The following is a 25,448-nucleotide window of genomic DNA, read 5'->3' as shown; positions in this document are numbered from 1 at the left end:
CTAATGAGATTATTCTACAGAATCAGTTACCGTGCGCTCCAGTGTCATTTTAAAACCAGTGCTACTCGTTTCATCATGTTCTAGGATTAAGATGTAGTTACCCTCTTGAGTAAAATCCATATCGCCCTGTTGCATTAATACAATTTGTTGCCCATTATCTTCATACAATACGTAGGTGGTATAAACTTCGTTATCAACAACCTCATCTTCTTGGCCATACTGATCAAGGCTATCAATATAATTGCTGGCATCATCAACTGTTTCACCATCTAGGGTGAAAGCGATATCAACATCGGTAATATCTTGCCCTGCATAGGTATCAAGTAAGTTAACTACCGTCACATTATGGGTATAGCTGCTTGGCGTAAGTGATTCTACAACCGTAAGCATACGTGGGCCGTAGTCTTTATCATTGTAAAAAATCCCTACATTACTTTGCTCTCGCTCTAGCGTCAGTAAATAGTTATCTACAATCGACGTGCCTGCTTCATCCATCATCGCAATGCTAAAGCTATTTGGATTAAGCTCTATATAATCAGAGAATGTATCATTTTCAGTTAGCTCAGTAACATGGTTTTCATCACCACGAGTCGCTGTAAAACTTACTTGTGAATAATCATCTATGGTATTGATAAAGCGTACCTGCCCTTGTGCTGATTGATGCTTAAGGGAAGTAACAGAGTTGCTTGAAGTAACAACATCTAACGTAATACCATCATCTTCTGTGGCATAACTTGGGCGGATCATCGCTACATAGCTTGATTCATCATTAAAATACACAGTGGCTGATTCAAAAATAACATCTGTGCTGCCACTTTGGGTAATATAAATAGTGTAATAACCTTCTTCAAAGGTTTGTAAAGAGAGCTCATTTAGATAAGTGGGCGACGCTATCAATTCTGCCGTGTCGAATAAACCATCTTCGGTGGCGATATAAACATCATAATTAATACCTTCACCAGAAATATTAAACCAACCTAAGTTAAACTCATCTTCATCACTACTTGTTGGCACATCCAATTCAGTAAAAGTTGGCTCAGAAAAGTCACCGCTCATTACCCATAGCTGAGTTTGATCATCTTTGATAGAAACTGACTCTTCGCGAATAGTAATATAGCTATCATTAGCATCTACATATTCAAAAGTGACATCATAACTTGTAGAGCTATAATTATGACGCGTTGTTACATCACCAAAGTACGTTCCTGAGCGCTCAGTCTCATCAACAAATAAACGCGTATACGCACTATTGTAAGAGCCATTATAAAGCTGAATATAACCACTACTGCTACTTGATGAGTCATCCCCAGAACAAGCAGCTAATGTCGCTACTAATGTTGTAATTAAAACGGTTTTAAATAAAGGGCGGTGCATGGAATCATTCCTCATTGTTAATTGTGCTAATGAGACCATAAAAACGCTTATAAATTTCAAATTTTACAAAGCATTACCCACACTTACAGTTCCTTACGTATTTGTAAAAAACTGTACAAATGTGCAAATAAATTGCACATAATCTTACATTTTATCCATCAAGCAGACTCAACCAATAAAAACCAATACAATAAAAAGAAAACTAAATTTCAAAGCCGTATTTTAATAATACGATTTACGTAATAATGATGACTAAAGCCCTATAGTTGAGTAAAAATACAGAAATAAAGTACAATACGACTATTAAAGGCTTGAGTTACTTATAACTCGAGTCTGTTTATTTTAGTTGAGAACAAAACCATGGCGCAAACTCGCGGAAACTTATTTATTTTATCGGCCCCTTCAGGTGCGGGTAAGTCAAGCTTAATCAATGCATTGTTAGCTAAGCATAGCGATATGAAAGTATCTGTATCCCACACAACACGCTCGCCACGCCCTGGTGAAGAAAACGGGGTGCATTATCACTTTGTCACTGTTGAAGAGTTTAAAAACTTGATTGATAAAAATGACTTCTTCGAGTGGGCACAAGTATTTGATAACTACTACGGCACTTCAAAACAGGCGATTGAGCAGCAACTTGCTGCTGGCATTGATGTATTTTTAGATATTGATTGGCAGGGCGCGCAACAAATGCGAAAGCTGGTTGATGATGTTGAAACTATTTTTATTCTACCACCTTCAAAACAAGAGTTAGAGTCACGTTTAAATAATCGAGGCCAAGATTCAGCAGAAGTTATCGCTGGTCGTATGGCGCAAGCGCAATCCGAAAGCTCTCATTATAATGAATATGATTACTTGGTTGTTAACGATGATTTTAATACTGCATTAATGCAAATAGAGACCATTGTTTTAGCCAAACGTTTATCATTAAAATGTCAATCAATTCGTAACCAAGCCTTGATTGCAGAATTACTTAAGTAGCGGTTTTACTATTTATAGATAAAAATTAACCACTAGCTATTGGCGAATCTTGCTGGGTGCAGTAAACTACGCCTTTGCTTTTAAATTATTTTGGAGTGCTGAGATGGCTCGCGTAACAGTTGAAGATGCAGTAGATGCAGTTGGTAATCGTTTTGACTTAATTTTAGTTGCGGCTCGTCGTGCCCGCCAAATCGCAGTGGGTGGTAAAACCCCATTAGTTGACACAGAAAACGATAAGCCAACCGTTGTTGCTTTACGTGAAATTGAACTTGGTTTAGTTGACAGTTCATCAATGGATGTTATTGATCGCGAAGAACAACAACACCAAGAAGCAGCTGAGATGGCTGCCGTGGCTGCTATTGTAGGTGGCAACCAATAATCTGACTTCCCGGTCTGATTTCGCCAGCGGCGTAGTATTTCTACTCTAGCCGTTGGCAATCCCTTCTTTTCATCGTATATTCTTAACATACCGTTACCTATTTGCTTCACGAGAACATTGGAGTGTAAATGTATCTTTTTGAAGGTTTAAAAAAGAAAATATCAGAATATTTGCCACCGGCAGATGTTGAACTGGTGCAAAAAGCCTATGTCGTTGCACGCGAAGCGCACGAAGGTCAAACTCGCTCGAGTGGCGAACCCTATATTACTCACCCTGTAGAGGTGAGCCAAATTCTTGCGGGTATGCATTTAGATCATGAAACGCTCATGGCTGCATTGATGCACGATGTAATCGAAGATACTGATTTTAGCCAACAGGATTTAGCCGAAATATTTGGCGATACGGTTGCTGAACTCGTTGAAGGCGTGAGCAAGCTCGATAAACTCAGCTTTAAAGATAAAAAAGAATTCCAAGCTGAAAACTATCGTAAAATGATTATGGCAATGACGCAGGATATCCGCGTTATTTTAATCAAACTTGCCGACCGTACCCATAACATGCGTACTTTAGGTGCTCTTCGACCTGATAAACGTCGTCGTATTGCTCGTGAAACCTTAGAGATCTATGCGCCAATAGCAAACCGCTTGGGTATTCATGATATCAAAAATGAATTAGAGGATTTGGGTTTTCAAGCCCTTTATCCTATGCGTCACCGAGCTTTAAAATCAGAAGTCGCAAAAGCCCGTGGTAACCGTAAAGAGGTTATTTCAAATATTCAAACGGAAATCGCTGCTCGCCTTGAAGAGGCAGGCATAAAAGCGACTGTTTCAGGCCGTGAAAAACACCTATACAGTATTTATAAAAAAATGCTGAATAAGGAGTTGTTGTTTAACGAAGTAATGGATATTTATGCCTTCAGAATTGCCGTCGACTCTATGGATACCTGTTACCGAGTTCTGGGGGTTGCCCACAATTTATATAAGCCCATAGAAACCCGTTTTAAAGATTATATTGCCGTACCAAAAACCAATGGATACCAATCATTACATACTTCGTTAGTTGGCCCGCATGGCATTCCTGTTGAGATACAAATACGTACTCATGATATGGACCATATGGCAGATAAAGGTGTAGCTGCACATTGGATGTATAAAAAAGCGGGCGATAGTGCCGGCCATACGGCACAACAGCGTGCACGCCAATGGATGCAAAGCTTACTTGAGTTGCAACAAAGTGCCGGTTCATCATTTGAATTTGTTGAGAACGTTAAAACAGAGCTCTTCCCTGAAGAAATTTATGTGTTTACTCCCGATGGCCGAATTGTCGAGTTACCAATGGGAGCCACCGCGGTGGATTTCGCTTACGCAGTACATACTGATGTAGGTAACACTTGTGTTGGCGCACGGGTTAACCGTAAACCTCATCCATTAAGTAAAGCACTTGATACCGGCCAAACCGTCGAGATCATAACCAGCTCTGGAGCTCACCCAAATGCAACCTGGCTTAATTTTATTGTTACGGGTAAAGCACGCTTAGGTATCCGGAACTACCTTAAAAATCAACATCACGAAGAAGCATTACAACTGGGCCGACGCTTACTTGACTCTGCTTTAGGCGAAGCTAAGCTAGATGATCTACCAGATGAAAATATTACCCGTGTGCTCGAAGAGCACCAATTAAACACTGTATTAGAGTTATTAGTTGAGATTGGTTCAGGTAATTTAATGAGCATGTTGATCGCGCGTAGATTATTACAAAACGACGATGAAGACTTAAGTGATATTGCTAAGAATGCCAAAGCCACAATTATCGGCACCGAAGGCATGCTGGTTAACTACTCAAAATGTTGCCGCCCTGTACCTGGGGACGCGATAACCGCACATATAAGCCAAGGCAAAGGAGTTACAGTTCACCGCCAAGAATGTAAAAACATTCGAGGATGGGAATCTGAGCGCTCTAAATACTTAGTCGTGAAGTGGGATGACAACCCAGAGAAAGAATATATTGCGGCTTTACGTGTTGAAATTATCAACCACCAGGGTGCACTAGCAAAATTAACTAATGTTGTGGCAACAACACAAGCAAACATTGTTGAAATAGCCACTGACGAAAAAGAAAGTAATCTCTATGTAATAGACCTTGGGATCACGGTTAAAAACCGCGTTCACGTAGCTAACATCATGCGTCGCATTCGCGTTATGCCTGATGTGCAAAAAGTCTATCGTAAAAAATAATAGGACAATCATGAACAAAGCATTTATTTCTACTGAACAAGCCCCTGCAGCAATTGGCACTTACAGCCAAGCTGTTAAAGTAGGCACTGCTGTTTATCTTTCAGGGCAAATCCCGCTAGTACCCGCGACTATGGAAGTAATATCAGAAGACTTTGCACAGCAGACTCATCAAGTTTTTAAAAATATCAGTGCAGTGTGTGCTGAAGCTGGCGGCACTATACAAGACCTAGTTAAAGTTAATATCTATCTAACTGACTTATCTAACTTTGCGACAGTCAATGAAGTAATGAGTCAGTACTTCAAAGCCCCTTACCCTGCCCGTGCAGCTATAGGTGTTCGCGCCTTGCCTAAAAACGTACAAGTTGAAATTGATGGCATTATGGAACTACCTTCAACGAACTAAATCTACTTCATGCCCAAACCGAAATTTGGGCATATTCTCCCCACCCATAACCTTCCTAATTTCTTGACAGTTGTCAAATTCTCTAGCACTCTATAACGATAAAAATAAAAAACCTTTAACTTTAGCAGTACAAAAGGACAATGTGTGTTTAAGCTAGCCCATAATGGAAACGTATTACTGGATGTAAAAGAACATTCACCTCCTAGCGCGGCCTTTGTAATTGAAGCCCTTGAGCGATCTAAGTTTTGTGAATGTCGTATTGATCAGGAGTCTATTAAAGCCTACTTCGATGCGCCGAATAATGAGCGTACCATTGTCGTTGCCAGTAAACACGATGCCACGTTGAGCGTCACTATAAGTGATGACAAAATGCTTGCTACTGGAGAACTCACTTTAGCCCAAGGTGGCAAAGTTCTTGACCTTGATTCAGCCAAACAACAACTTATTAAAGCGGGAGTAGCAAGGGGGTATAAGCAAGCCTTTTTAGAAAAGTTATTACAACAACAATTTGAGTTACCCGCGGGACATAAAGCCAAAGGAATACTTGCTAAAGGACGTCTACCTGTAGATGGCTTATCCTCACAATTAATTGCACAAGTGCAAACCTTAAAAGAACGGCTCAAATCCCCTAAACTACGTGAAGATGGCACAGTAGATATGCGTGATTTTGGCAAGCTCGCAAGTGTTAAACCTGGCACCCTACTGATAAAACAACACCCTGCAACCCCCGGAAAAGAAGGCTTCACTGTAACGGGTGATGTACTCCCTGCCAAACCAGGAGAAAGCTTTCCACTCGTTGCTGGTGAGGGCAGTGAAATATCAAAAAGTAACCCTCTTGAGTTAGTGTCAACGATTTCGGGCGTTCCTGTTGAAATTACAAACGGTATGCGTGTTGATGATATTTACACAATTAAAGATGTAAATGTTAAAAGCGGCCACGTTAACTTTGATGGCAGTGTTATCGTCACCCAAAATATTGAACCGGGCATGAAAGTCACGGCAAAGGGTGATATTACGGTCATGGGAACCGTTGAATCTGGTGAACTCACCGCTCAAGGTAATATTACTATCAAGCAAGGTGTGATCGGCCACCAGCTAGACGATAAATCCCTATCGTGCAAAATTACCAGTGCTGGGGATATCCATCTTTCCCATGCGCAATACAGCCACCTTAACGGCAACAATATTTTTATCGACCGTCAAGCAAGTCACTGTTTAATGAAGGCGACACGCCTATTGCAGGTGGGCCAAGAAGGCAATCCTCAAGGTAAGGTATTTGGTGGCGAAATACTTGATGCGGGCATGATTATCGCAGGTGAAATAGGCAATGAGTCTGGTGCTAAAATGTCAATTAACATGGCAGCTTCAGGAAAAGAAATAACTGAAGAAACAGATAATTGTATTAAAGATTTAGCAAAAACAGATGAACAACTCGATACCTTACAAGCTGCTTTAGAAAAAGCGGACTTAGTTAAAGATGCTGACAAGAAAAAACAGCTTATTACTAAGATAGGCGCTACTCAACAACATTATTGCCAGCAAGCAGGGCAACTTGAACAACGCCTATCAAAATTAGACCATCATTTGCATGACTTACTTAATGATGCCAATTTGGCTGTAACTAAAGTACTTCACTCAGGGGTTGAAATACATATTTTTGATAAAGTTTTGAAGACCAACCGTAGTTACCCTCCTTGTAACGTAAAATTACAAGAGGGTAAAATTGAAATCGAATTTAAAACCAGTTAACTTCAAAATTAAACATTCAGAGGCCTCTGATGCCTCTGAACCCAAATGTATTTTAGAGTATCCCCGCAACTTCTTGTTTTAGTTTTTCGCTCCAAACACCGACTTGCACTTGGCCTATATGCTGTTTTTGTAACAACAACATCGCTAATCGAGATTGGCCAATTCCACCACCAATTGTTTGTGGAAACTCATCGGCTAACAACTGTTTATGCCAATCAAATTCTAGTCTAGCTTGGTCTGCGGTAATTTCTAATTGCTTAATAAGTGCTTCTGGGCTTACTCGAATACCCATAGATGAAATCTCAAAAGCGTCTTCTAATACCGGGTTCCACACTAAAATATCGCCGTTTAAACCACTATATTGCTCACAGGTTTGAGTCGACCAATCGTCATAGTCAGGCGCGCGTACATCATGTATTTTACCATCACCTAGCTGACCACCTATACCGATTAAAAATACCGCCCCATACTCTTGGGCAATCGCTTTTTCGCGCTGCTTTGCAGTAAAATCTGGGTACATTTGACGAAGTTGCTCAGAGTGTACAAAAGTAATCTCTTGCGGTAAAAAGGCTGTGATACCAAACTCGTGTGAAACAAACTGCTCCGTTGCTTTTAAACCTTTATACAATGCTTTAACTGTCTCTTTTAACTTTTCAATTGAACGATCAGAGGTCGCACAAATGACCTTTTCCCAATCCCATTGATCAACATACACAGAATGTATAGGACTAAGCGACTCTTCATCAGGGCGCAATGCTTTCATATTTGTATATAAACCTTCACCTACGGCAAAGCCATGCTGAGCTAAGGTTTTACGTTTCCACTTAGCCAGCGAGTGTACAACTTCAAATTGACTACCCGGCAACGTTTTTACTGATACGCTTACCGCATTTTCACTGCCACTTAAGTTATCTTGAATGCCATCACCTACTCTAGCCAAAATAGGGGCTTGTACTTCAACTAAACCTAATTGCTGCTCAAGCTGTTGTGAAAAAAATTGTTTAACCTTGCTTATTTGCTGCTGTTGCTGCACATAGTGTGAACTCATAATAATTGGCCTCATTCCCAGTTATTGTTACTTGCTTATTTTGCCGCTGCGGCAAACTTCAATAAAGCAATCCTCAACTATTTAGCCATTAAATTCAATAAGCCACAATAAAAACAGCCTAAAAATGTATTTTTGATTAATTTAATGCTATAAAAAATAACGATCACATAATTATAGAGTGTTTTTTTAATGGAAAATTATCAAATCGATAATCTTGATAAACAGATCCTTCACGCTTTGATGGATAATGCCCGCACAGCCTACGCCGAATTAGCAAAACGATTTGACGTCAGTGCAGGAACAATTCATGTTCGAGTAGAAAAAATGAAGCAAGCAGGTATCATCACCGGAACTGAAGTTAAAATTGATGCGAAGCAACTTGGCTATGATGTTTGCTGCTTTATAGGTATAAACTTAAATAACGCTCGAGATTATCCACAAACTCTCTTGCTGTTAAAAGAGCTTGAAGAAGTTGTTGAAGCATATTACACCACAGGCAACTATAGTATATTTATAAAAGTCATGACTCGCTCAATCGACCACTTGCAAGATGTATTAATTAATAAAATACAAGCCATCGAAGCAATACAATCAACTGAAACGTTAATATCTCTACAAAACCCAATTAGCCGCAGTGTAATGCCTTGAGGTATAATCATTCCAATTACTAAGCCAAAGAGAAAAATAAAGAATGGAAAACACACGCTTTCACCGCGTTAAAAGTGTATTGGATCGCCGCCAAACAGATTTAACAGTGTGTTTAGAAGATGTGCATAAGCACCATAACTTATCAGCCATTGTCCGAAGTGCAGATGCTGTCGGCTGTCACCACGTTCATGCCGTATGGCCAGAGAACCAAAAATGGCTTACTAACAATACCTCAGGAGGTAGCAAAAACTGGATTGATACTCATCTTCATAAAAATATAGATGATGCAGTCAGTACAATGCGTAACCACAACCCAGACGTACAAATACTCGCAACACACTTGAGCCCAGATGCAATAGATTATCGGGATATTGACTACACAAAACCCACCGCAATCATTGTAGGCCAAGAAAAAACCGGGATTTCACCAACCGCTCTCGCTCATGCTGATAAAAATATCATTATTCCAATGCAAGGAATGGCACAATCATTAAATGTCTCAGTCGCTGCTGCTCTGATTTTATTTGAAGCACAACACCAGCGTTTAAGGGCGGCCTTATACAATCGTAATATGTTGCCAGACAACATCAAGCATACAATGCTATTTGAAGGCTGCCATCCTATTATTGCGCAAAAATGCAAAGAAAAATCTTTACCTTACCCTGCACTTGATGACAATGGCGAAATCATCGCTGATGAAGCTTTTTGGCATACACTAAAACATGCTTGATGCCTTGCTTGTTCGCACGTAAACTCAAAAACATCTAAAAATGAAAGTGTTGAGCCTATTTTGTCAAAGCCTGATTTAAGTCGTTACCCAATTACAGATCTCAAAGGTGTTGGGCCAAAAATGGCTGAGCGCCTGAAAAAGTTAGGTATTGCGACAGTACAAGATATGCTCTTTCATTTACCTCTGCGCTATGAAGATCGTACCCGTATTTATGCAATTAATGAGTTACAACCTCATAGTCATGTCAGTATCGAAGCCAGCATAGAGACCAGCCAAATTACCTTTGGTAAGCGCCGCATGCTAGTTTGCCAAGTTAACGATGGTACAGGACGGCTAACATTACGGTTTTTCAACTTCAGCGCCGCACAAAAAAATACAATGAGTGCCGGTAAGGTTATTCGCTGCTTTGGTGAAATTCGCCGTGGCCGCGTAGGCTTTGAGATGACGCACCCTGAATACAGTATAAGCGATACCCCTTCAGAGCAACCTACAGCCACCACGCTAACACCAGTTTATTCTACAACTGAGGGGTTAAAACAGCTATCAATACGCGCTTTGAGCGATCAAGCTATTGCGCTACTAGATAAATATCAGCTTGAAGAGTTATTACCTGTACAGTTTCAACATGGGGGAATGGGGCTAACGCAAGCCATACATTTACTTCACCGTCCTAGTAGTGATATCGATGTTTCAGCACTAGAGTTTGGCACTCATCCAGCACAACAAAGACTGGTATTTGAAGAGTTACTCGCACAAAACTTAAGCTTACTAAAATTACGCCAACAGGGTCAGCAAGCTAAAGCCATCGCACTGACTTCTAACCCGGAACTTGAAAATAACTTTTTAGCTCAACTACCTTTTGCCCCAACTAACGCACAAAGCCGTGTAGTAAACGAAATTAAAGCTGATTTACAACACCCTTACCCTATGATGCGCCTAGTCCAAGGTGATGTCGGCTCAGGGAAAACCTTAGTAGCAGCATTAAGTGCACTCACCGCAATCGCACAAGGTTATCAGGTTGCCTTAATGGCCCCTACAGAAATACTCTCGGAGCAACACGGTATCACCTTCGCGCAATGGTTTAATGACCTAGGTATAACCACAGCTTGGTTAGGAGGAAAAACCACGGGCAAAGAACGAGATACCACACTCGAAAAAATCGCTTCAGGCGAAGCGCAAATGATTGTGGGTACCCATGCATTATTTCAAGAGCAAGTTACGTTTAATAACCTGGTTCTGATTATCATTGATGAACAACACCGATTTGGAGTTCATCAACGCTTATCGCTGCGTGAAAAAGGCCGATTTGGAGATTGCTACCCACACCAATTAGTAATGACTGCAACGCCTATCCCACGTACCTTAGCAATGACCGCTTACGCAGATTTAGAAACCTCAGTTATTGATGAGCTACCTCCAGGGCGCACCCCAATAACCACAGTTGCAATACCCGACACCCGCAGAGAGGAAATCATCAACCGAGTAAGAACGGCATGTAGTGATCAGGGTAGGCAAGTATATTGGGTTTGCACCTTAATTGATGAATCTGAAGTACTGCAATGCCAAGCCGCGGAAGACTCTGCATTACAATTAACCCAAGCACTTCCAGAGTTAACAGTGGGCCTTGTTCATGGCCGAATGAAGCCCGCGGAAAAACAAGCCATTATGAATGATTTCAAAACCGGTAATATTCATGTTTTAGTGGCCACAACCGTAATTGAGGTGGGTGTAGATGTGCCAAACGCCAGTTTAATTATTATCGAAAACCCTGAAAGATTGGGTCTTGCTCAATTACACCAATTGCGCGGCCGCGTTGGTCGTGGGTCTATTGCTTCACATTGTGTATTGCTTTATCACGCACCACTGTCAGTAACAGCGCAAAAACGTTTAGGCGTATTAAGGGAAAGTAATGATGGCTTTGTAATTGCTGAACGTGATTTAGAAATACGCGGACCAGGAGAAGTGCTCGGTACCAAACAAACAGGGCTGGCAGAGTTTAAAATTGCTGATTTAAATCGTGATAAACAAACCCTCAACCAAGTAAGACCGATTGCACTACAAATGCTCACTCACCATCCCGAACAAGTTGAAAAACTCATTCAGCGTTGGCTGGCTGGTAAATCTCTTTACGCGCAGGCGTAGAAAGGTTCTAGCTGAGAGGTGAAATATCTAAGTTGCCACTTTCATCTTTCAAATAACAAAAAGCCCCGCAATCATGCAGGGCTTTTCAAAAAACTGATGTCACAAGGTGCTTAGAATTTGTATTCCATACCAAACGCTAAGTAATTATGATCGCCAGATAATTTGTAATCATAATCGGTGTAAAACACTAACAGCCGTGTTGCTTTATTTAAGTGATAATCAGCACCAATACTGTAGCCTGTTTTATCAAAGCCATCATCACTGTCGAGAGTTTGATACTGAGCTTTTAAGGTAATTTTATTGATGTCATAAGCGGCTGAAACTAAAAAGCCATCAGCCTCGTTGTCATCAGCCATACGCTCTTGAGATTGATACATTGCGCCAAGTTTCACGCCAGCTAGCTTAGTTGCAAAGGTGGCACGCCAGATATCATAACCTTCCATTTCATAGTCAACACCAACCCCAGCATAGTACTTGCTTTCTTTTAAGCTTCTATCACCATAGGTTACAGCTGCCGAGTAAGAATTATCACCCGCGACATTATCTTCAACAACATAGGTTGCAAATGCTTTAAAGCCATTAATTGAGTTTGACGTGTAATGTAGTGCATTACCTGTTCTAACCTCGCCTTTAAAGACATTCTTTAAGTCACCTTCAAGGTCATTAAACTGATCAATCTTACCTTGTGATTTACGTAGGGCTGAGTAATCACGACCTGCAGTTAGCATACCGTAACTTCCCTTAAGACCTACAAACTGGTTTCGTGCAGTAATATTGTCATCATCGCCTTTTGAGTCCGCATCTGACACATCAACCTTAAATTCAAATTGATAGACAGCTTCCAGTCCGTCATTGATTTTTTCACCGCCTTTAATACCAAAACGTGATTCATTACTTTTTAGCTCAGTAAATGAACCTTCACCTTCATCAGAAGATTGAACGGTAACATTGGCTTTGCCGTAAACATGGACATCCGCAAATGCCGAAAAAGATAAACCACTAACAACTGCTAGTAAAAGGCTAGACTTGGTAAATTTCATATTAATAAACCCTAATAAACGCAACAACGAAGCTTTCAAACAGCTGCAGTTTGCCCAACTTAGATTACAGCAATATTACAACGGAAATATTTCTGTCTTATTTTTATAATAAAAAACACTAAAAACTGAAATCAAACGGACATGCAAATGTAATATTTCCACTGTAGTCTATCGACTTATATGTGGAGCTAGATCAACCAATAAGCTAACAAGCTTTTCAAGCAACTGTTTTTGCTCATTATCTTTATGATAAGCAATAAAAATATCACGTGATGTATGTTCAACATCCGGTACTTCGAACAGTTCACCTTGCTCGATGTGATTTTTTACTAATACTTCAGGTATAAACGCACTTCCGCCACATTGCAAAATTAAATCTAAAGCAATTCGACCTGTACTGGTTCTAAAGTAAGGAGGTGTTCGCCCAGTAAACTGGCGTGCATGCCAAAGCGAAAACGAAGTCCCCCAGTCAACATACACATACTGATTATCAAAAAAGTTTTCATTTGCCGCCACTTCGTACGCACTTACCGGAATGATTGGTAACTCACAAATGCGCTCAACCACCAGCTCATCTACTTTTGGTGGATCAAATAAAATAGCTAAGTCAAGAGTTCGCTCTAATAACAAGCGGGTGCTTTCTTGTTGTGCTTTAACTTCAGCAACCAAAGACACCCCAGGCATAGCAGATACAATATTCGTAATACCAAACTGCAAAAATGCATCCCATATATTTGGGGTTCCCGCTAAACTAACTTGTTTATGCATGTTATCTGCAAGTGCCACGTCAACCTTCGCGCGTTGCATTCCCGTAATGATCATTTGCGCATGGGGTAATAAGCGTTCACCTGGGGCAGTTAATTGAATATTGTTGCGCTGGCGAATAAACAGATTAACCCCAAGCCCCTGCTCCAACTGGCGTATTCTAAAGCTGACTGCTGACTGTGTGATATACAAGTTTTCAGCCGCTTTGCCAAAATGACGAGTACGCACAACCTCAACAAAGGTTTTTAATAAATCTATATCCAATTATTCATCCTCACGATAAAAATTTTTTGTTTAATAAATCGCGCAACCTGATCCATACTCCAGCTAGAAAATAGGGCATGAGGAAACAGCCATGAGCAATGATATTTCACAACTTCGCCAAGCGTTTGTAAGCCAACGTCAGTTCTATGATGACCAAAACTTTCCACGAGGCTTTAGCCGTAGCGGCAACTTTACTTTACTTGAAGCCAGTATTCTTGAGCAACACGGTGTTGTTCTCAAAGGGTTATACAATAAAACCTTAGAACCTCAAAACGAAATGCAAAAACAATTTTTAGCTGTTGTTAGCGCAAGTGCAGAGCCGAGCAACCCAATAGAAAGAGCATGGCTAAAGTATTTAAAATTAACAACCTGTAAAACCAAGTTTCATACTTTATTTGGCCGTTCAAAAATTTCGACGCCATTACCACAAAGCCAAGAATATTATACAGAGTCTGATGGGGTATAACCAAAGTAAGTAATTTATACATAATGTAATTTGCTTTTTTGTGTATTACCAGTTACAACTTGTATAAGATGTTTTACTTAGATTAAGTTGTAAACAAGGTGTTGTGTGACACGAAAAATACTCATTATTGAAGATACGCCAACCATCGCTCGTGTCCAACAACACATTGCAATGAAGGTTGGCTATGACGCCGATGTAGCAAGCTCGCTGGCACAAGCAAAAGAGTTGATCAGTAACAACAGCTACTTTTGCGCAGTGGTGGATTTTATTTTACCTGACGCCCCTAACGGTGAAGCTGTCCCTTGTACAATTGAGGCAGATATACCCACGATTGTTATGACTGGTAATATTGACTCGACCACTCGTGAAACGGTTGAAAAATTTCCTATTATTGATTATATCACTAAAGAAAATAAACAAGCCTATCATTACCTAGAGAAACAATTACAGCGCCTACCCCGTAATGAAAATGTAAAGGTGCTTGTTGTTGATGACTCTCCCTCTACACGTCGGCATATATGTAATTTATTGAAACGACATAAATACCAAGTGTTACAAGCCAATAATGGTATTGAAGCACTCGCTATGCTAGAAGAGGTGCCTGATATCGCCGTTATCATTACTGACAATGAAATGCCTAAAATGAATGGCGATGAGTTATGCAGTAAAATCCGCAGCCTTTATAATAATGATGAAAAAGCAGTGATCGGCATTTCCAGCTCCGATGCACCACATTTGTCAGCTCGATTTTTGAAAAGTGGTGCGAATGACTATCTACGTAAGCCATTTAATAATGAAGAGTTTTATTGTCGTTTAAGCCAAAACGTTGACATGCTTGAACAAATAAACATCATCCGATTACAAGCAAACACTGACTATTTAACGAAATTGCCAAACCGACGTTACTTTTTTGAAGAAGCAACTAAATCTCTCAAGTGTTTAAAAAAACAAAAAACACCATCATCTTTAGCCATGATTGACATTGATCACTTCAAAGCTATTAATGATACCTACGGCCATGATGCCGGTGATGAGGTGCTCAAAGGATTATCTATCTGCTTTGCTAAGCACTTTGAACAACACTTAGTCGCGCGTTTAGGCGGTGAAGAATTTGCAATTTACTTTGCCGATACAAGTAAAGATAAAGCATTGAAGCAGCTAAATACCTTCCGTAGCTTTATTGAATTACACAGCCCCGAGTTTAGCAAAGAAAAAATCAAATTCACCATCTCTGTAGGTTTTGCTCAAGGGCCTGTGTATCAAATTGACGAGTTACTAAAACAAGCTGATTTAAAGCTATATGAAGCGAAAGAAACGGGCCGTAACAAAGTTGTTTCTTAAACTGGCTTTGTTGCCGTAGGCATATTTGCCAGTTTACGCTTTTGTGATTGTCGATAAGAATCCCAGCTAAAAATAGCCAATGCACTCCAAATGCATGCAAATGTAACGACCCTTTCACTACTAAACACTTCACCATAAAACATAACGGCTAAAATAAACATTAAACTTGGCCCAATATATTGGAAAAAGCCCAACGTTGTGTACTGTAAACGCTTAGCGGCCCCAGTAAAACACAATAATGGTAAAGTCGTTATCACACCGGCACTGATCAATAATAAGTTTGTATGCCACTCATTCAATGTTAAATTCGAACTTGTTGTTGGGGCCATGAACCACCAATAAATAAGTGCAACAGGTAATAGAATTACCGCTTCAAGTAATAAACCAGGTAAAGACTCTATTGGTAACTTTTTACGCAATAACCCGTAAATAGCAAACGAGCCAGCCAACGAAAATGCAACAACAGGGAAAGAACCAAAACTTACCAACTGAATTGCAACGCCACTTAATGCTAACGCAACAGCAACACCTTGCCACTTACGTAGCTTTTCGCCTAAAAACAGCATACCCAGTAACACATTTAACAACGGGTTGATGTAATAACCTAAACTTGCATCAAGCATGTGATCATTATTCACAGCCCAAATAAATAAGCCCCAATTAAAACCTAATAATCCTGCTGTTAATGTCAGCATGAGCAATAGCTTTGGCTGTTTTATTACCTGCTTTATCTTTTGCCACTGCCTCATTACAGACACAATCACCACAATAAATAAAACTGACCACACAACACGATGCATAAGTATTTCGAATGCCGATATATGCTGTAAAAGTTTAAAGTAGATAGGCGCAAGGCCCCACATAAAAAAGGCCAAACAGGCTAATATAACGCCTTTACGTTGTTCAGGATTAGTTGGCATAAATAGTTTCTAAACATGGAAAAGGCGGCTAGTTTACTCTGCGAGTAGGGTTTTATCCAACTAAATAAGTCCCTGTCCCAAACGCTATCTGCACGCCTTGTTCATTGTGAAGTTCCATTCTACAAACACACACTTTATTTCCTGAGCGAATAAGCTTGGCGCTGGCTGTAAACTCAGCTCCTTTACCTGGGCGTAAATAGTCGGTACGTAAATCAATGGTGCCCAAGGTAGCCAACTTCTTTTGAATACTTAACACATCAATTTCTTCTAGTTTGTCAATAATAGAGGCAGCAGCAAGCATACCGCCGACATTATCAAGCACCGCAGAGATCACACCGCCATGCAATATTTTTTGACTTGGGTTGCCAATAAATACATCCTGCCATGGAAAGGTAATATGTGCTTGTTCAGGATCAAGCGATTTAACACTGATTTGCAAAAATTGATTAAACGGCATTTTCTCAACAAAAATGTTGGCGACTTGGTTAATTAGCATTGTTTTATTCATTATTATTATCCATCACTTATAACTGGTAAGATGAGTAAAGCACAAGTAAAAAGAAAGTGCGATAAAAAGCACCTATGCAAGGTCGTCGAAAAGCTCTAAAATAGCCGCGATGAATACACAATCCCCAACTCCAAGCAGCCTAGTGCGCAGCCCTGCGGCCATACTCAAACAAGTATTTGGTTACAGTGAATTTCGTGATGGTCAAGAAGCGGTCATTAATGCCGCTCTTAACGGCCAAGACTCTCTTGTATTGCTGCCTACTGGCGGTGGAAAATCAGTGTGTTATCAAGTCCCTGCATTAGCACTCGACGGGCTAACAGTGGTTATTTCGCCATTAATATCCTTGATGCAAGATCAAGTTGCGCAATTACAAGCCCTCGGAGTGAAAGCAGCTTACATTAACAACAGCCTTAATCGAGACGAACAACAACAAATTTACCAGCAATTGCACACTGGTTTGATTAAACTTTTATATGTTGCCCCTGAAAAAGTACTACAAAGAGACTTTTTAGAACGACTCAGTCATTTAAAAATAAGCTTATTTGCTATCGACGAAGCGCATTGCGTGTCGCATTGGGGACATGACTTTCGCCCTCATTACTGTCGCTTAAGTGAGCTTAAACAGCACTTTCCTGTTGTGCCTATGATGGCACTCACCGCTACCGCAGATAAAGCAACTCGGTTTGATATCGTCCAGCAATTAGGCCTTCAAGCCCCCTACATTCATACTGGCAGTTTTGACAGACCAAATATTCGTTACACCATTGAAGAAAAATTCAAACCGTTAGCACAGCTACTTCGCTACTTAAAAGAACAACAAAATCAAAGCGGCATTATTTATTGCACTAGCCGAAAACGGGTTGATGACATTGCCGAAAAGCTGGCTGATGCAGGCCTAAATGCCGCAGCTTACCATGCCGGCATGAGCAATGAGCAACGTCAATTTGTGCAAACAGGCTTCGCTCGTGATGACATTCAAATTGTAGTGGCAACGGTTGCATTTGGTATGGGTATCAACAAACCCAACGTGCGTTTTGTATTGCATTACGACATTCCAAAAAGTATCGAAGCTTACTATCAAGAAACTGGCCGAGCCGGTCGTGACGGTCTTGCTGCAGAAGCTATTATGTATTTTGATCCTGCTGATATCGGCCGAGTTAGACGTTTTTTTGAAGACATTGAAGATGAGCAACGCCGCCGAGTTGAAGAGCAACGCTTCAATGCCATGGCAAGTTTTGCCGAAGCCCCCACCTGCCGCCGACAAATTTTATTAAACTATTTTAGTGAATATCAGCGCGAGCAATGTGGTAACTGTGATATTTGCTTAAACCCGCCAAAAACATTTGATGGCACCCTGGTAGCTCAACAAGCTCTTTCCTGCGTTTACCGTGCTGAGCAACGCTTTGGTTTAGGTTATATCGTCGAATTACTGCGCGGAGCTAACACCAGCCGAATTCGTGATAACAATCACCACAAGCTAACTACTTACGGCATCGGTAAAGACCGCAGTAGTGAATTTTGGCTTAGTATTTTACGCCAATTGATACACCAAGGTTTATTAAGCCAAGATATTACCCAAGGCTCATCGCTACGTTTAACTGAAGGTGCCCGCGCAGTGTTAAAAGGTGAGTACGCTCTGCAAATGGCTGAGCCGCGCCTACAGGCCAAGCATGTTTATCAAGACAAACTTGCGCAGTTTAATTACGATAAAAAGCTTTTTGCTAAACTGCGAGCACTACGCAAACAACTTGCTGATGAAGATGATGTACCGCCTTATGTGGTGTTTAACGATAAAACACTGGCAGAAATGGCGCAATTAATGCCGACCAACGACAGCGAGTTCTTAAAAGTATCGGGTGTTGGTTTTACCAAGCTAAATAAATACGGTAGTCCATTTTTAACCGCTATTCGCAACTATCTCGCACAGCCATAATTTACGAGTACCTCAATGACCGACTTTCAACTGGATAATCAGCATAACGCAATTATTGTCACCCCGACCCAAATGCCAAACGACGATGACTTTGAATTGTGGGCCCATTTATTGTTGCATATGCCAGCTATCAAAATAGCAGAATTTGAAGCCGGTGCAGATCGCCATCAATTACGTTTTAACTATGAACAACAAAACTTTAATTTGAATTTTGAACATTATAGTAATAGTGTTTGGATCAATGGTGAAGGCGCTGAAGCTGAGCATTTACTTGCTGCACTAACCCACTATTTAATAACGCAACTGCAATAATCAGCTAGACATTAACGACCACATGGTGTTTAGTAGGTAATACTAAATAAGGGGATTGAATGGTCGTAAATAGTTATCGCAAAACATTACTGCTTAGTTGCTGTAGCATTATCTTATTGAGCCCAACGATTAAGGCTAAAACTATAGATAATAGCAGTTGTAGTAATCAACGAACTATTTCACCGTCTGAACAAAACCTACGCCGCCAACTCGAAGGTGATGAGCGGCTCCCTAAGAAAACAGCTAATGCAAAAATAGCAAACATCAGTCTAGAACAACTCAATGTATTCAATACCCAATTAGAAGCAGAAAACAACGCACTATTTAGGTTCGCTAACCGTGTCCACATGACCACCGAACCCGATGTCATTAAGAATATCTTACTGTTTCAACCGGGTGACGAATTCCAGCCAAAAAAGCTATCTGAGTCAGAGCGATTATTACGCAAGCAAAATTACTTATATGATGCAGATATCAGCGCCGAGCTTGACTGTGATGGCAACGTAGACGTAAAAGTTACAACCCGTGACTTATGGACGTTACTGCCTGAAATAAGCTTCAGCCGCAGTGGCGGTGAAAACAAATCTAGCATTGGTTTTCGTGAATCTAACTTATTTGGCTGGGGTAAGCGGCTATCTATTTCTCGTACCAGTGATGCTGATCGCGATGGTTATTTGTTTGTGTATGACGACCCTAATATTCTCTCTAGCCGCTACCGTGGTCGTGTAGAGTATTCAGATAACGACGATGGAAAACGCCACTTATTAGAATTGACCTACCCATTTTATTCAATCGATACTCCTTATAGCTATGGCTTAATTAGTTTTTCAGACCAACGCATTGAATCTCTCTACAAGCGAGGTGAAGTATTTAGTGAGTTTGAACAAAAAACCGATTACAACCAATTGCATTTTGGCCACTCAAAACAATTAGGCCACAGCTGGACACAACGTCTAAGTGTGGGTTATATCTTTGAAGAACATTCTTTTGCCGCAACCCCCGCTACCCATACACCACTGGCCGAAAGCCGAGACTTGAGTTATCCCTATGTCAGCGGTCATTGGTTTGAAGATCATTATGTAAAAGTGCGCAATTTTGACAGCATATACCGCACCGAAGATTTAAATCTAGGTTGGAATGTTAAAGGTTTACTAGGTTACTCTAGCGAAGAAATAAGTGATGATGATAGTCGTGCTATTTATTCATTTAACGCAAAAAAGGCCCACTTTAGTGGCGACAACACCCTCTGGCGCTTTTACGCTAGCCTAGATGGCCACTGGAATGAACAACAAAGCAAAGTCGAAAATTTATTTGCCACCAGCCAAGTACAATACTATTTAAATACCAGCTTACAGCAATCTTGGTATGCCAAAATCCGTGTTGATTATGCGAAAAACCTCACTCCCGATAAACAGCTAAATTTAGGTGGCGACAACGGCCTACGTGGCTACCCGCTAAACTACCAGCAAGGTGATCGTAGCTTTCTGATCAACCTTGAAAAACGTTACTACTGGGAATACGACTTACTACAACTTTTTAAAGTGGGTGGCGCAGCTTTTTTCGATATAGGCCGTGCTTGGTTTGACGACAAACATAATGGTAACAACGGCCAAGTTTTAAAAAATGCAGGCATTGGTCTTAGACTTGCACCAAGCCGTGCCAACGCGGGCACTGTGATCCACATCGATATAGCAGCCCCGCTGGATAAAAGTGATGATGTTGACTCAGTACAATGGCTCGTCACTGTTAAAAACTCCTTTTAAACAGCGCCAAACGCGCTAAAATAACCAAGCCCTACAATCAACATGGATAAGCTGTGGAATTACTTGATATTCTTAGTATGCAATATAAATGGGTGGTAACCCTCGTTGCCCTATTAGCCTTTCCGTTGCTATTAAAGTTCACCAAAAAGCTACTCGAAAAAACCATAAAAGGTAAAATCGATATTCATCGTAAATACCGTGCAGAGCTACTGCTAAAAATTATCCTCGCCATCGTGATGATATGCTTAGTGTTAGTATTTTGGGGCATTGAACTGCGCGGCCTACTGGTTCTAGGTTCATCATTGTTTGCCATGCTTGGCGTCGCTTTATTTGCCGCATGGTCACTGCTAAGTAACCTCACCTCTTTTTTATTAATGTTTATACAAAACGACTGCCGTGTTGGCTACTGGGTGCGAATCATTGATGGAGCTAATTTTGTTGAAGGCCGTATTGTTGAAATGGGATTAATGAATGTCGTATTAGAGCATATTGATGGTCACCGAGTCATTTACCCAAACAACCTGTTCGTTACACGCCCTGTGATGGTTTTAAATAAAGAACCAAAACCAACTAAGGTGGCCGCAAACAAGCGAATTCTTGGTCCTAAAAAACCCTAAATTAAAAAAGGCGCTTGTAAGTTTCCATACAAACGCCTTGATATAGTAAATGACGAATTAACTAATTATTTAAATCAGCTGTTTTTAACTCGTCATCCAAATCATTAATGCCATCAATAAAGGTTTCTAACTGTTGCTCTACTAAGCTATTAGCATGTGCAAAATAGGCAATATGAAACACAGCGTCACCCTCATTGACTAACGGCATGGTCTGTTGACCAATAACGATACCACTTCTTGGTGCCAATAGTTCAAGTTCAGCATCACCTAGCGGGCTACTTATATAGGCCAAAATCTGCCCTTTAGTCACTCTTTCCCCTAGCGATACTTGCGCACGAACAATACCATCAACCTCTGCGCGCACCCAACTGGTTGAGCTTGCGATTATAGGATCAGGCAACTTTTTCGCACGTTTACCTCGAATCATTTTTAAATGACGCATCACATAGTCTACGCCCTGCATCCCAGCAGCAATGGCTATAGGGTCAAACCTAAGCGCCTCACCTGCTTCATAAGTAATAACGGGAATACCTAAATTAGCAGCTTCACTTCGCAATGAACCATTACGCAACGAGGCATCAATGACCGCAGGTGTACCAAAGGCTTTAGCCATTTCAGCTGTGGCTTCGTCACTTAAATTAGCTCTTATTTGCGGCAAATTAGTTCGGTGTATGGCACCAGTATGCAAATCAATAATGTGGGTACAATGTACGGCCACTTGCGAAAAAAACATATGCGCCATACGACCCGCTAATGAGCCGCGGATAGACCCCGGAAAACTACGGTTCATATCACGGCGGTCAGGTAAATAACGCGACTTATGAATAAAGCCAAACACGTTAACAATAGGCACCGCAATCAAGGTGCCACGTAACTGGCTAGCATCAATTTTAGCCAGTAGCTGGCGCACGACTTCAACACCGTTGAGTTCATCACCATGAATGGCGGCGCATACCATGAGTACAGGCCCTTCTTGCACCCCATTAACCACTTCAATTGGAATGTTTAACGGCGAGTGGGTATAAAGCTTTGCCGCTTCAAGTGCCAGCGTTTTACGCTCTCCCACCCCCACGGTTTCGCCTAATAAAGAAAACGCGCTATTGATATTAACCTTTGCCACGAGTTGCCGTTCCTTTAGTTGCCGCCGCTTTTTCTATAAAGTCGATAACCATGCCTGCAATATCTTTTCCGGTTGCCACTTCAATTCCCTCAAGACCAGGAGATGAGTTTACTTCCATCACTAATGGACCTCGCGATGAACGCAGTAGATCAACCCCTGCAACATTCAGCCCCATCGCCTTAGCCGCCGCAACCGCGGTTTTACGCTCTTCAGGTGAAATGCGAACCAAGGTCGCACTACCACCACGATGTAAGTTTGAACGAAATTCACCTTCTTGTGCTTGGCGTTTCATAGCCGCGATCACTTTATCGCCCAATACAAAGCAACGAATATCCGCGCCACCGGCTTCTTTAATGTATTCTTGCACCATGATATTCGCTTTTAAACCCATAAATGCTTCAATTACACTTTCGGCTGCTTTACGCGTTTCAGCCAGTACAACACCAATACCTTGTGTGCCTTCTAATAACTTAATTACAACCGGCGCACCGCCGACCATTTCTAATAAATCTTTTACGTCATCAGGCTTACTAGCAAAGCCAGTTACCGGCATACCAACACCTTTGCGTGACAATAATTGTAATGAACGTAACTTGTCACGAGAACGTGAAATCGCAACCGATTCATTCACAGGAAATACATTCATCATTTCAAACTGACGTAAAACAGCACAACCATAAAATGTAACCGATGCGCCAATACGCGGAACAATCGCATCGAAATCTTTTAAATTTTCGCCACGATAATGGATCTCAGGTTGCTCAGAGTTAATATTCATATAGCAACGCAGTGCATCAATCACTTTTACTTCGTGACCTCGCTGCTCAGCCGCTTCGATAAGACGACGTGTTGAATACAAATTTCTGTTACGAGATAAAATACCAATTTTCATAGTTAAAACCTTAACTACCTAATAAATGAGATAAAGCCGGATCAACGACTATGCGATTTTCCATTGCTGTACGCCCTAGCAACATTCTAAACTTCATACTTGAGCGACGAGTAAGCGTCACTTCAATAGGCCAACTGTTGTTACCAGCATGGAGCATGGTTTCAATAAAGTAACGTAACTGGCGCTCTCCACTGGAGCTGGTAACGTACTTTCTTTTTTTTACTTTTGCTTCACACACAACTTCTGTGTGCTCATCATCTTGTAATGGTTGTGCTGTAAAACGAACCCACTGCTCACCATCACGACTAAATTCTTCTATATTAATGGCATGTATGCATGACGTCCGAGCTCCGGTATCAACCTTCGCCTTGATCTTACTTATGCCAAGCTCAGGTAAACTTAACCACTCACGCCAACCAACTGTAATTTTTGCCGTCATAAATGCGCCCTGTAATAAAAAAATGACTTATACGCGATTGCCAAATAAACACCAACGAAATAAATTACTCCTATCGATAAAAAACTTTAATTGACCTAGGTTAAAGTTTAGACAACCATAGCGACCTTATTAAAAGTAGAGATAAACTTATGTTCAATGGCTTACTTCACGCGGTACTACTCGATGGCAAAGGCGGTGCACGCACACTAGACACTAGTAGCCCTGTTGAGAATTGGCAACCTGAACAAGGAAAACTTTGGCTGCATTTAGATTACTCTCAAGATCAAGCTGTTAACTGGCTAAAGAACAGCGAGCTTTTGACTGATTATGAATTAGAATCATTGATAGCCGATGAAACCCGGCCACGCCTGAGTAAAGCAGCCAAGGGCTCGATGCTATTTTTGCGCGGCGTAAACCTCAACCCGGCACAAAGCCCTGAAGATATGGTGTCACTGCGTCTATTTATTAATGACGATATTGTGATCACAGCTCGTAGGCGCCGCTTGTTATCAGTACAAGATGTACTGGAATCACTGATGCAAAACGATGGTCCATGCAATATTTCTGAATTAGTCTGTCATTTAACACAAAATTTAACGTCTCGAATGCAAACTGTGATTGACGAACTCGACGATACTTTAGATATTTTTGAAGGTGAAATTGACGAGCCGACAAAACGCTTTGATAACCAAGGCTTATCACAGTTACGCAGACAAACCATCGCTTTAAAACGGTATTTACGACCACAAAAGGAAGCATTAAGCTCGCTTGCAAGCAACCGTTTTACGTGGCTAGAAGAAACCGATAAAGCCAAACTAAATGAAACTACTAACTTATTGGTAAGATACCTTGAGGAATTAGACAGTGCGATTGAGCGCGCGCAAATTATTCAGCAAACAATCACCAACCAAGTGTCTGAGCAGCTTAATCAGCGTATGTATGTAATGTCTGTTGTTGCCGCTTTATTCTTACCGCTAGGCTTTTTAACAGGCCTGCTCGGCGTTAACGTAGGAGGGATACCGGGCACTGATAGCCCGTACGCGTTTAGCGCATTTGTGATCTTTTTAATCGTATTAACTGGCGGTATTGGCATTTATTTTAAAAATAAGAAATGGCTTTGATTTTATCAAGGCGGACTTTGTGTTCGCCTTGTTCTTCACAACTAATCAGCAAAAACTCACCCTGCTCTTTATGATTTTCAAGATTAATTGCTTTACCAATTAGGACTTCATCGTGAGTTGTTGTAATTGTGACTTTAGCTTGCTGTATGCAAAAAAGCTCAAGCTGATCGTAATCATCACACTTAATAGGCCGATAATGCATAACTGATCTCAAGAGGGTAAAAATTGAAGTGTAACAAAGAAAGTGGGATTTGATATA

General features: G+C 41.0%; 25 protein-coding genes. 15 read left to right on the top strand and 10 right to left on the bottom strand.

Annotated elements, in window-relative coordinates; all coding sequences use genetic code 11:
- Positions 1–9: 9 nt before the first annotated feature.
- A complete protein-coding gene (locus NQT69_RS13270) occupies positions 10–1,374 on the bottom strand; it encodes a hypothetical protein (protein ID WP_256828159.1) in 1,365 nt (454 codons plus the stop codon).
- 360 nt (positions 1,375–1,734) lie between these two features.
- Between NQT69_RS13270 and gmk the strand changes: the two genes are divergently transcribed.
- From gmk to NQT69_RS13245, 5 genes are all read left to right on the top strand, one after another.
- Complete coding sequence (gene gmk, locus NQT69_RS13265; protein WP_256828158.1) at positions 1,735–2,355, top strand: guanylate kinase; 621 nt, start codon at positions 1,735–1,737, stop codon at positions 2,353–2,355.
- Between the two features lie 103 nt (positions 2,356–2,458).
- Positions 2,459–2,734: a DNA-directed RNA polymerase subunit omega gene (gene rpoZ, locus NQT69_RS13260; RefSeq protein WP_256828157.1), complete on the top strand. Its 276-nt coding sequence runs from the start codon at positions 2,459–2,461 to the stop codon at positions 2,732–2,734.
- A gap of 128 nt (positions 2,735–2,862) precedes the next feature.
- Positions 2,863–4,968, top strand: a complete 2,106-nt coding sequence (gene spoT / locus NQT69_RS13255; protein ID WP_256828156.1) for a bifunctional GTP diphosphokinase/guanosine-3',5'-bis pyrophosphate 3'-pyrophosphohydrolase — start codon at positions 2,863–2,865, stop codon at positions 4,966–4,968.
- A 10-nt stretch (positions 4,969–4,978) separates the two neighbouring features.
- Entirely contained in the window at positions 4,979–5,371 is a 393-nt protein-coding gene (locus tag NQT69_RS13250) for a RidA family protein (protein ID WP_256828155.1), read from the top strand.
- 144 nt (positions 5,372–5,515) lie between these two features.
- Complete coding sequence (locus tag NQT69_RS13245; protein ID WP_256828154.1) at positions 5,516–7,120, top strand: DUF342 domain-containing protein; 1,605 nt, start codon at positions 5,516–5,518, stop codon at positions 7,118–7,120.
- Positions 7,121–7,172: 52 nt separating this feature from the next.
- On the opposite strand, the gene asnA is transcribed toward NQT69_RS13245, so the two are convergent.
- On the bottom strand, positions 7,173–8,168 hold the full coding sequence (gene asnA / locus NQT69_RS13240) for an aspartate--ammonia ligase (protein ID WP_256828153.1): 996 nt from the start codon (positions 8,166–8,168) through the stop codon (positions 7,173–7,175).
- Positions 8,169–8,357: 189 nt separating this feature from the next.
- Here asnA and asnC point away from each other — a divergent pair, with 189 nt between their 5' ends.
- From asnC to recG, 3 genes are read left to right on the top strand one after another with little or no spacing between them, the layout of a single operon-like run.
- On the top strand, positions 8,358–8,816 hold the full coding sequence (gene asnC, locus NQT69_RS13235) for a transcriptional regulator AsnC (RefSeq protein WP_256828152.1): 459 nt from the start codon (positions 8,358–8,360) through the stop codon (positions 8,814–8,816).
- 43 nt (positions 8,817–8,859) lie between these two features.
- Positions 8,860–9,546 carry a tRNA (guanosine(18)-2'-O)-methyltransferase TrmH gene (gene trmH / locus NQT69_RS13230; protein ID WP_256828151.1) on the top strand — a complete coding sequence of 229 codons (687 nt, stop codon included), beginning with the start codon at positions 8,860–8,862 and terminating at the stop codon, positions 9,544–9,546.
- Between the two features lie 60 nt (positions 9,547–9,606).
- Entirely contained in the window at positions 9,607–11,688 is a 2,082-nt protein-coding gene (gene recG / locus NQT69_RS13225; protein WP_256828150.1) for an ATP-dependent DNA helicase RecG, read from the top strand.
- 110 nt (positions 11,689–11,798) lie between these two features.
- On the opposite strand, the gene NQT69_RS13220 is transcribed toward recG, so the two are convergent.
- Together NQT69_RS13220 and NQT69_RS13215 are read right to left on the bottom strand one after the other, a co-directional pair.
- Complete coding sequence (locus NQT69_RS13220) at positions 11,799–12,728, bottom strand: porin (RefSeq protein ID WP_256828149.1); 930 nt, start codon at positions 12,726–12,728, stop codon at positions 11,799–11,801.
- 168 nt (positions 12,729–12,896) lie between these two features.
- A complete protein-coding gene (locus NQT69_RS13215) occupies positions 12,897–13,757 on the bottom strand; it encodes a LysR family transcriptional regulator (protein WP_256828148.1) in 861 nt (286 codons plus the stop codon).
- Positions 13,758–13,848: 91 nt separating this feature from the next.
- On the opposite strand from NQT69_RS13215, the gene NQT69_RS13210 reads away from it, so the two are divergent.
- Positions 13,849–14,223, top strand: coding sequence for a DUF413 domain-containing protein (locus NQT69_RS13210; RefSeq protein ID WP_256828147.1), 375 nt, complete (start codon positions 13,849–13,851; stop codon positions 14,221–14,223).
- Positions 14,224–14,328: 105 nt separating this feature from the next.
- A complete protein-coding gene (locus NQT69_RS13205) occupies positions 14,329–15,564 on the top strand; it encodes a diguanylate cyclase (protein WP_256828146.1) in 1,236 nt (411 codons plus the stop codon).
- Here NQT69_RS13205 and rarD read toward each other — a convergent pair.
- Together rarD and NQT69_RS13195 are read right to left on the bottom strand one after the other, a co-directional pair.
- Positions 15,561–16,484, bottom strand: a complete 924-nt coding sequence (rarD, locus tag NQT69_RS13200; protein WP_256828145.1) for an EamA family transporter RarD — start codon at positions 16,482–16,484, stop codon at positions 15,561–15,563. The genes NQT69_RS13205 and rarD overlap by 4 nt on opposite strands.
- A gap of 52 nt (positions 16,485–16,536) precedes the next feature.
- The gene (locus tag NQT69_RS13195) at positions 16,537–16,992 is read right to left on the bottom strand and encodes a thioesterase family protein (RefSeq protein WP_256828144.1); all 456 of its coding nucleotides are present in this window, start codon (positions 16,990–16,992) and stop codon (positions 16,537–16,539) included.
- Between the two features lie 109 nt (positions 16,993–17,101).
- On the opposite strand from NQT69_RS13195, the gene recQ reads away from it, so the two are divergent.
- The 4 genes from recQ to NQT69_RS13175 all read left to right on the top strand — a co-directional run bounded on the left by recQ (position 17,102) and on the right by NQT69_RS13175 (position 21,617).
- Positions 17,102–18,925: a DNA helicase RecQ gene (gene recQ, locus NQT69_RS13190; protein WP_256828143.1), complete on the top strand. Its 1,824-nt coding sequence runs from the start codon at positions 17,102–17,104 to the stop codon at positions 18,923–18,925.
- Between the two features lie 15 nt (positions 18,926–18,940).
- Entirely contained in the window at positions 18,941–19,237 is a 297-nt protein-coding gene (locus tag NQT69_RS13185; protein WP_256828142.1) for a DUF3630 family protein, read from the top strand.
- Positions 19,238–19,296: 59 nt separating this feature from the next.
- Complete coding sequence (locus NQT69_RS13180) at positions 19,297–21,000, top strand: BamA/TamA family outer membrane protein (protein ID WP_256828141.1); 1,704 nt, start codon at positions 19,297–19,299, stop codon at positions 20,998–21,000.
- Positions 21,001–21,077: 77 nt separating this feature from the next.
- Complete coding sequence (locus NQT69_RS13175; protein ID WP_306174060.1) at positions 21,078–21,617, top strand: mechanosensitive ion channel domain-containing protein; 540 nt, start codon at positions 21,078–21,080, stop codon at positions 21,615–21,617.
- Between the two features lie 61 nt (positions 21,618–21,678).
- Here the strand turns inward: NQT69_RS13175 and NQT69_RS13170 are convergent, their stop codons facing one another.
- The 3 genes from NQT69_RS13170 to NQT69_RS13160 are packed head-to-tail and all read right to left on the bottom strand — an operon-like array spanning position 21,679 to position 24,068.
- A complete protein-coding gene (locus tag NQT69_RS13170; RefSeq protein ID WP_256828139.1) occupies positions 21,679–22,737 on the bottom strand; it encodes a succinylglutamate desuccinylase/aspartoacylase family protein in 1,059 nt (352 codons plus the stop codon).
- Positions 22,724–23,629: a 30S ribosomal protein S6--L-glutamate ligase gene (gene rimK / locus NQT69_RS13165; RefSeq protein ID WP_087531138.1), complete on the bottom strand. Its 906-nt coding sequence runs from the start codon at positions 23,627–23,629 to the stop codon at positions 22,724–22,726. The genes NQT69_RS13170 and rimK overlap by 14 nt, the downstream gene beginning before the upstream one ends.
- A 10-nt stretch (positions 23,630–23,639) precedes the next feature.
- Entirely contained in the window at positions 23,640–24,068 is a 429-nt protein-coding gene (locus tag NQT69_RS13160; protein WP_256828138.1) for an ATP-dependent zinc protease family protein, read from the bottom strand.
- 149 nt (positions 24,069–24,217) lie between these two features.
- Here NQT69_RS13160 and zntB point away from each other — a divergent pair, with 149 nt between their 5' ends.
- Positions 24,218–25,189: a zinc transporter ZntB gene (gene zntB, locus NQT69_RS13155; protein ID WP_256828137.1), complete on the top strand. Its 972-nt coding sequence runs from the start codon at positions 24,218–24,220 to the stop codon at positions 25,187–25,189.
- Here the strand turns inward: zntB and NQT69_RS13150 are convergent.
- Entirely contained in the window at positions 25,167–25,391 is a 225-nt protein-coding gene (locus NQT69_RS13150; RefSeq protein WP_256828136.1) for a Rho-binding antiterminator, read from the bottom strand. The genes zntB and NQT69_RS13150 overlap by 23 nt on opposite strands.
- Between the last annotated feature and the right edge of the window lie 57 nt (positions 25,392–25,448).

This window comes from Pseudoalteromonas shioyasakiensis, from assembly GCF_024518675.1.
Lineage (GTDB): Bacteria > Pseudomonadota > Gammaproteobacteria > Enterobacterales > Alteromonadaceae > Pseudoalteromonas > Pseudoalteromonas shioyasakiensis_B.
The sequence above is the reverse complement of the archived record's forward strand: the minus strand, read 5'-3'. Positions and strand labels throughout refer to the sequence as shown.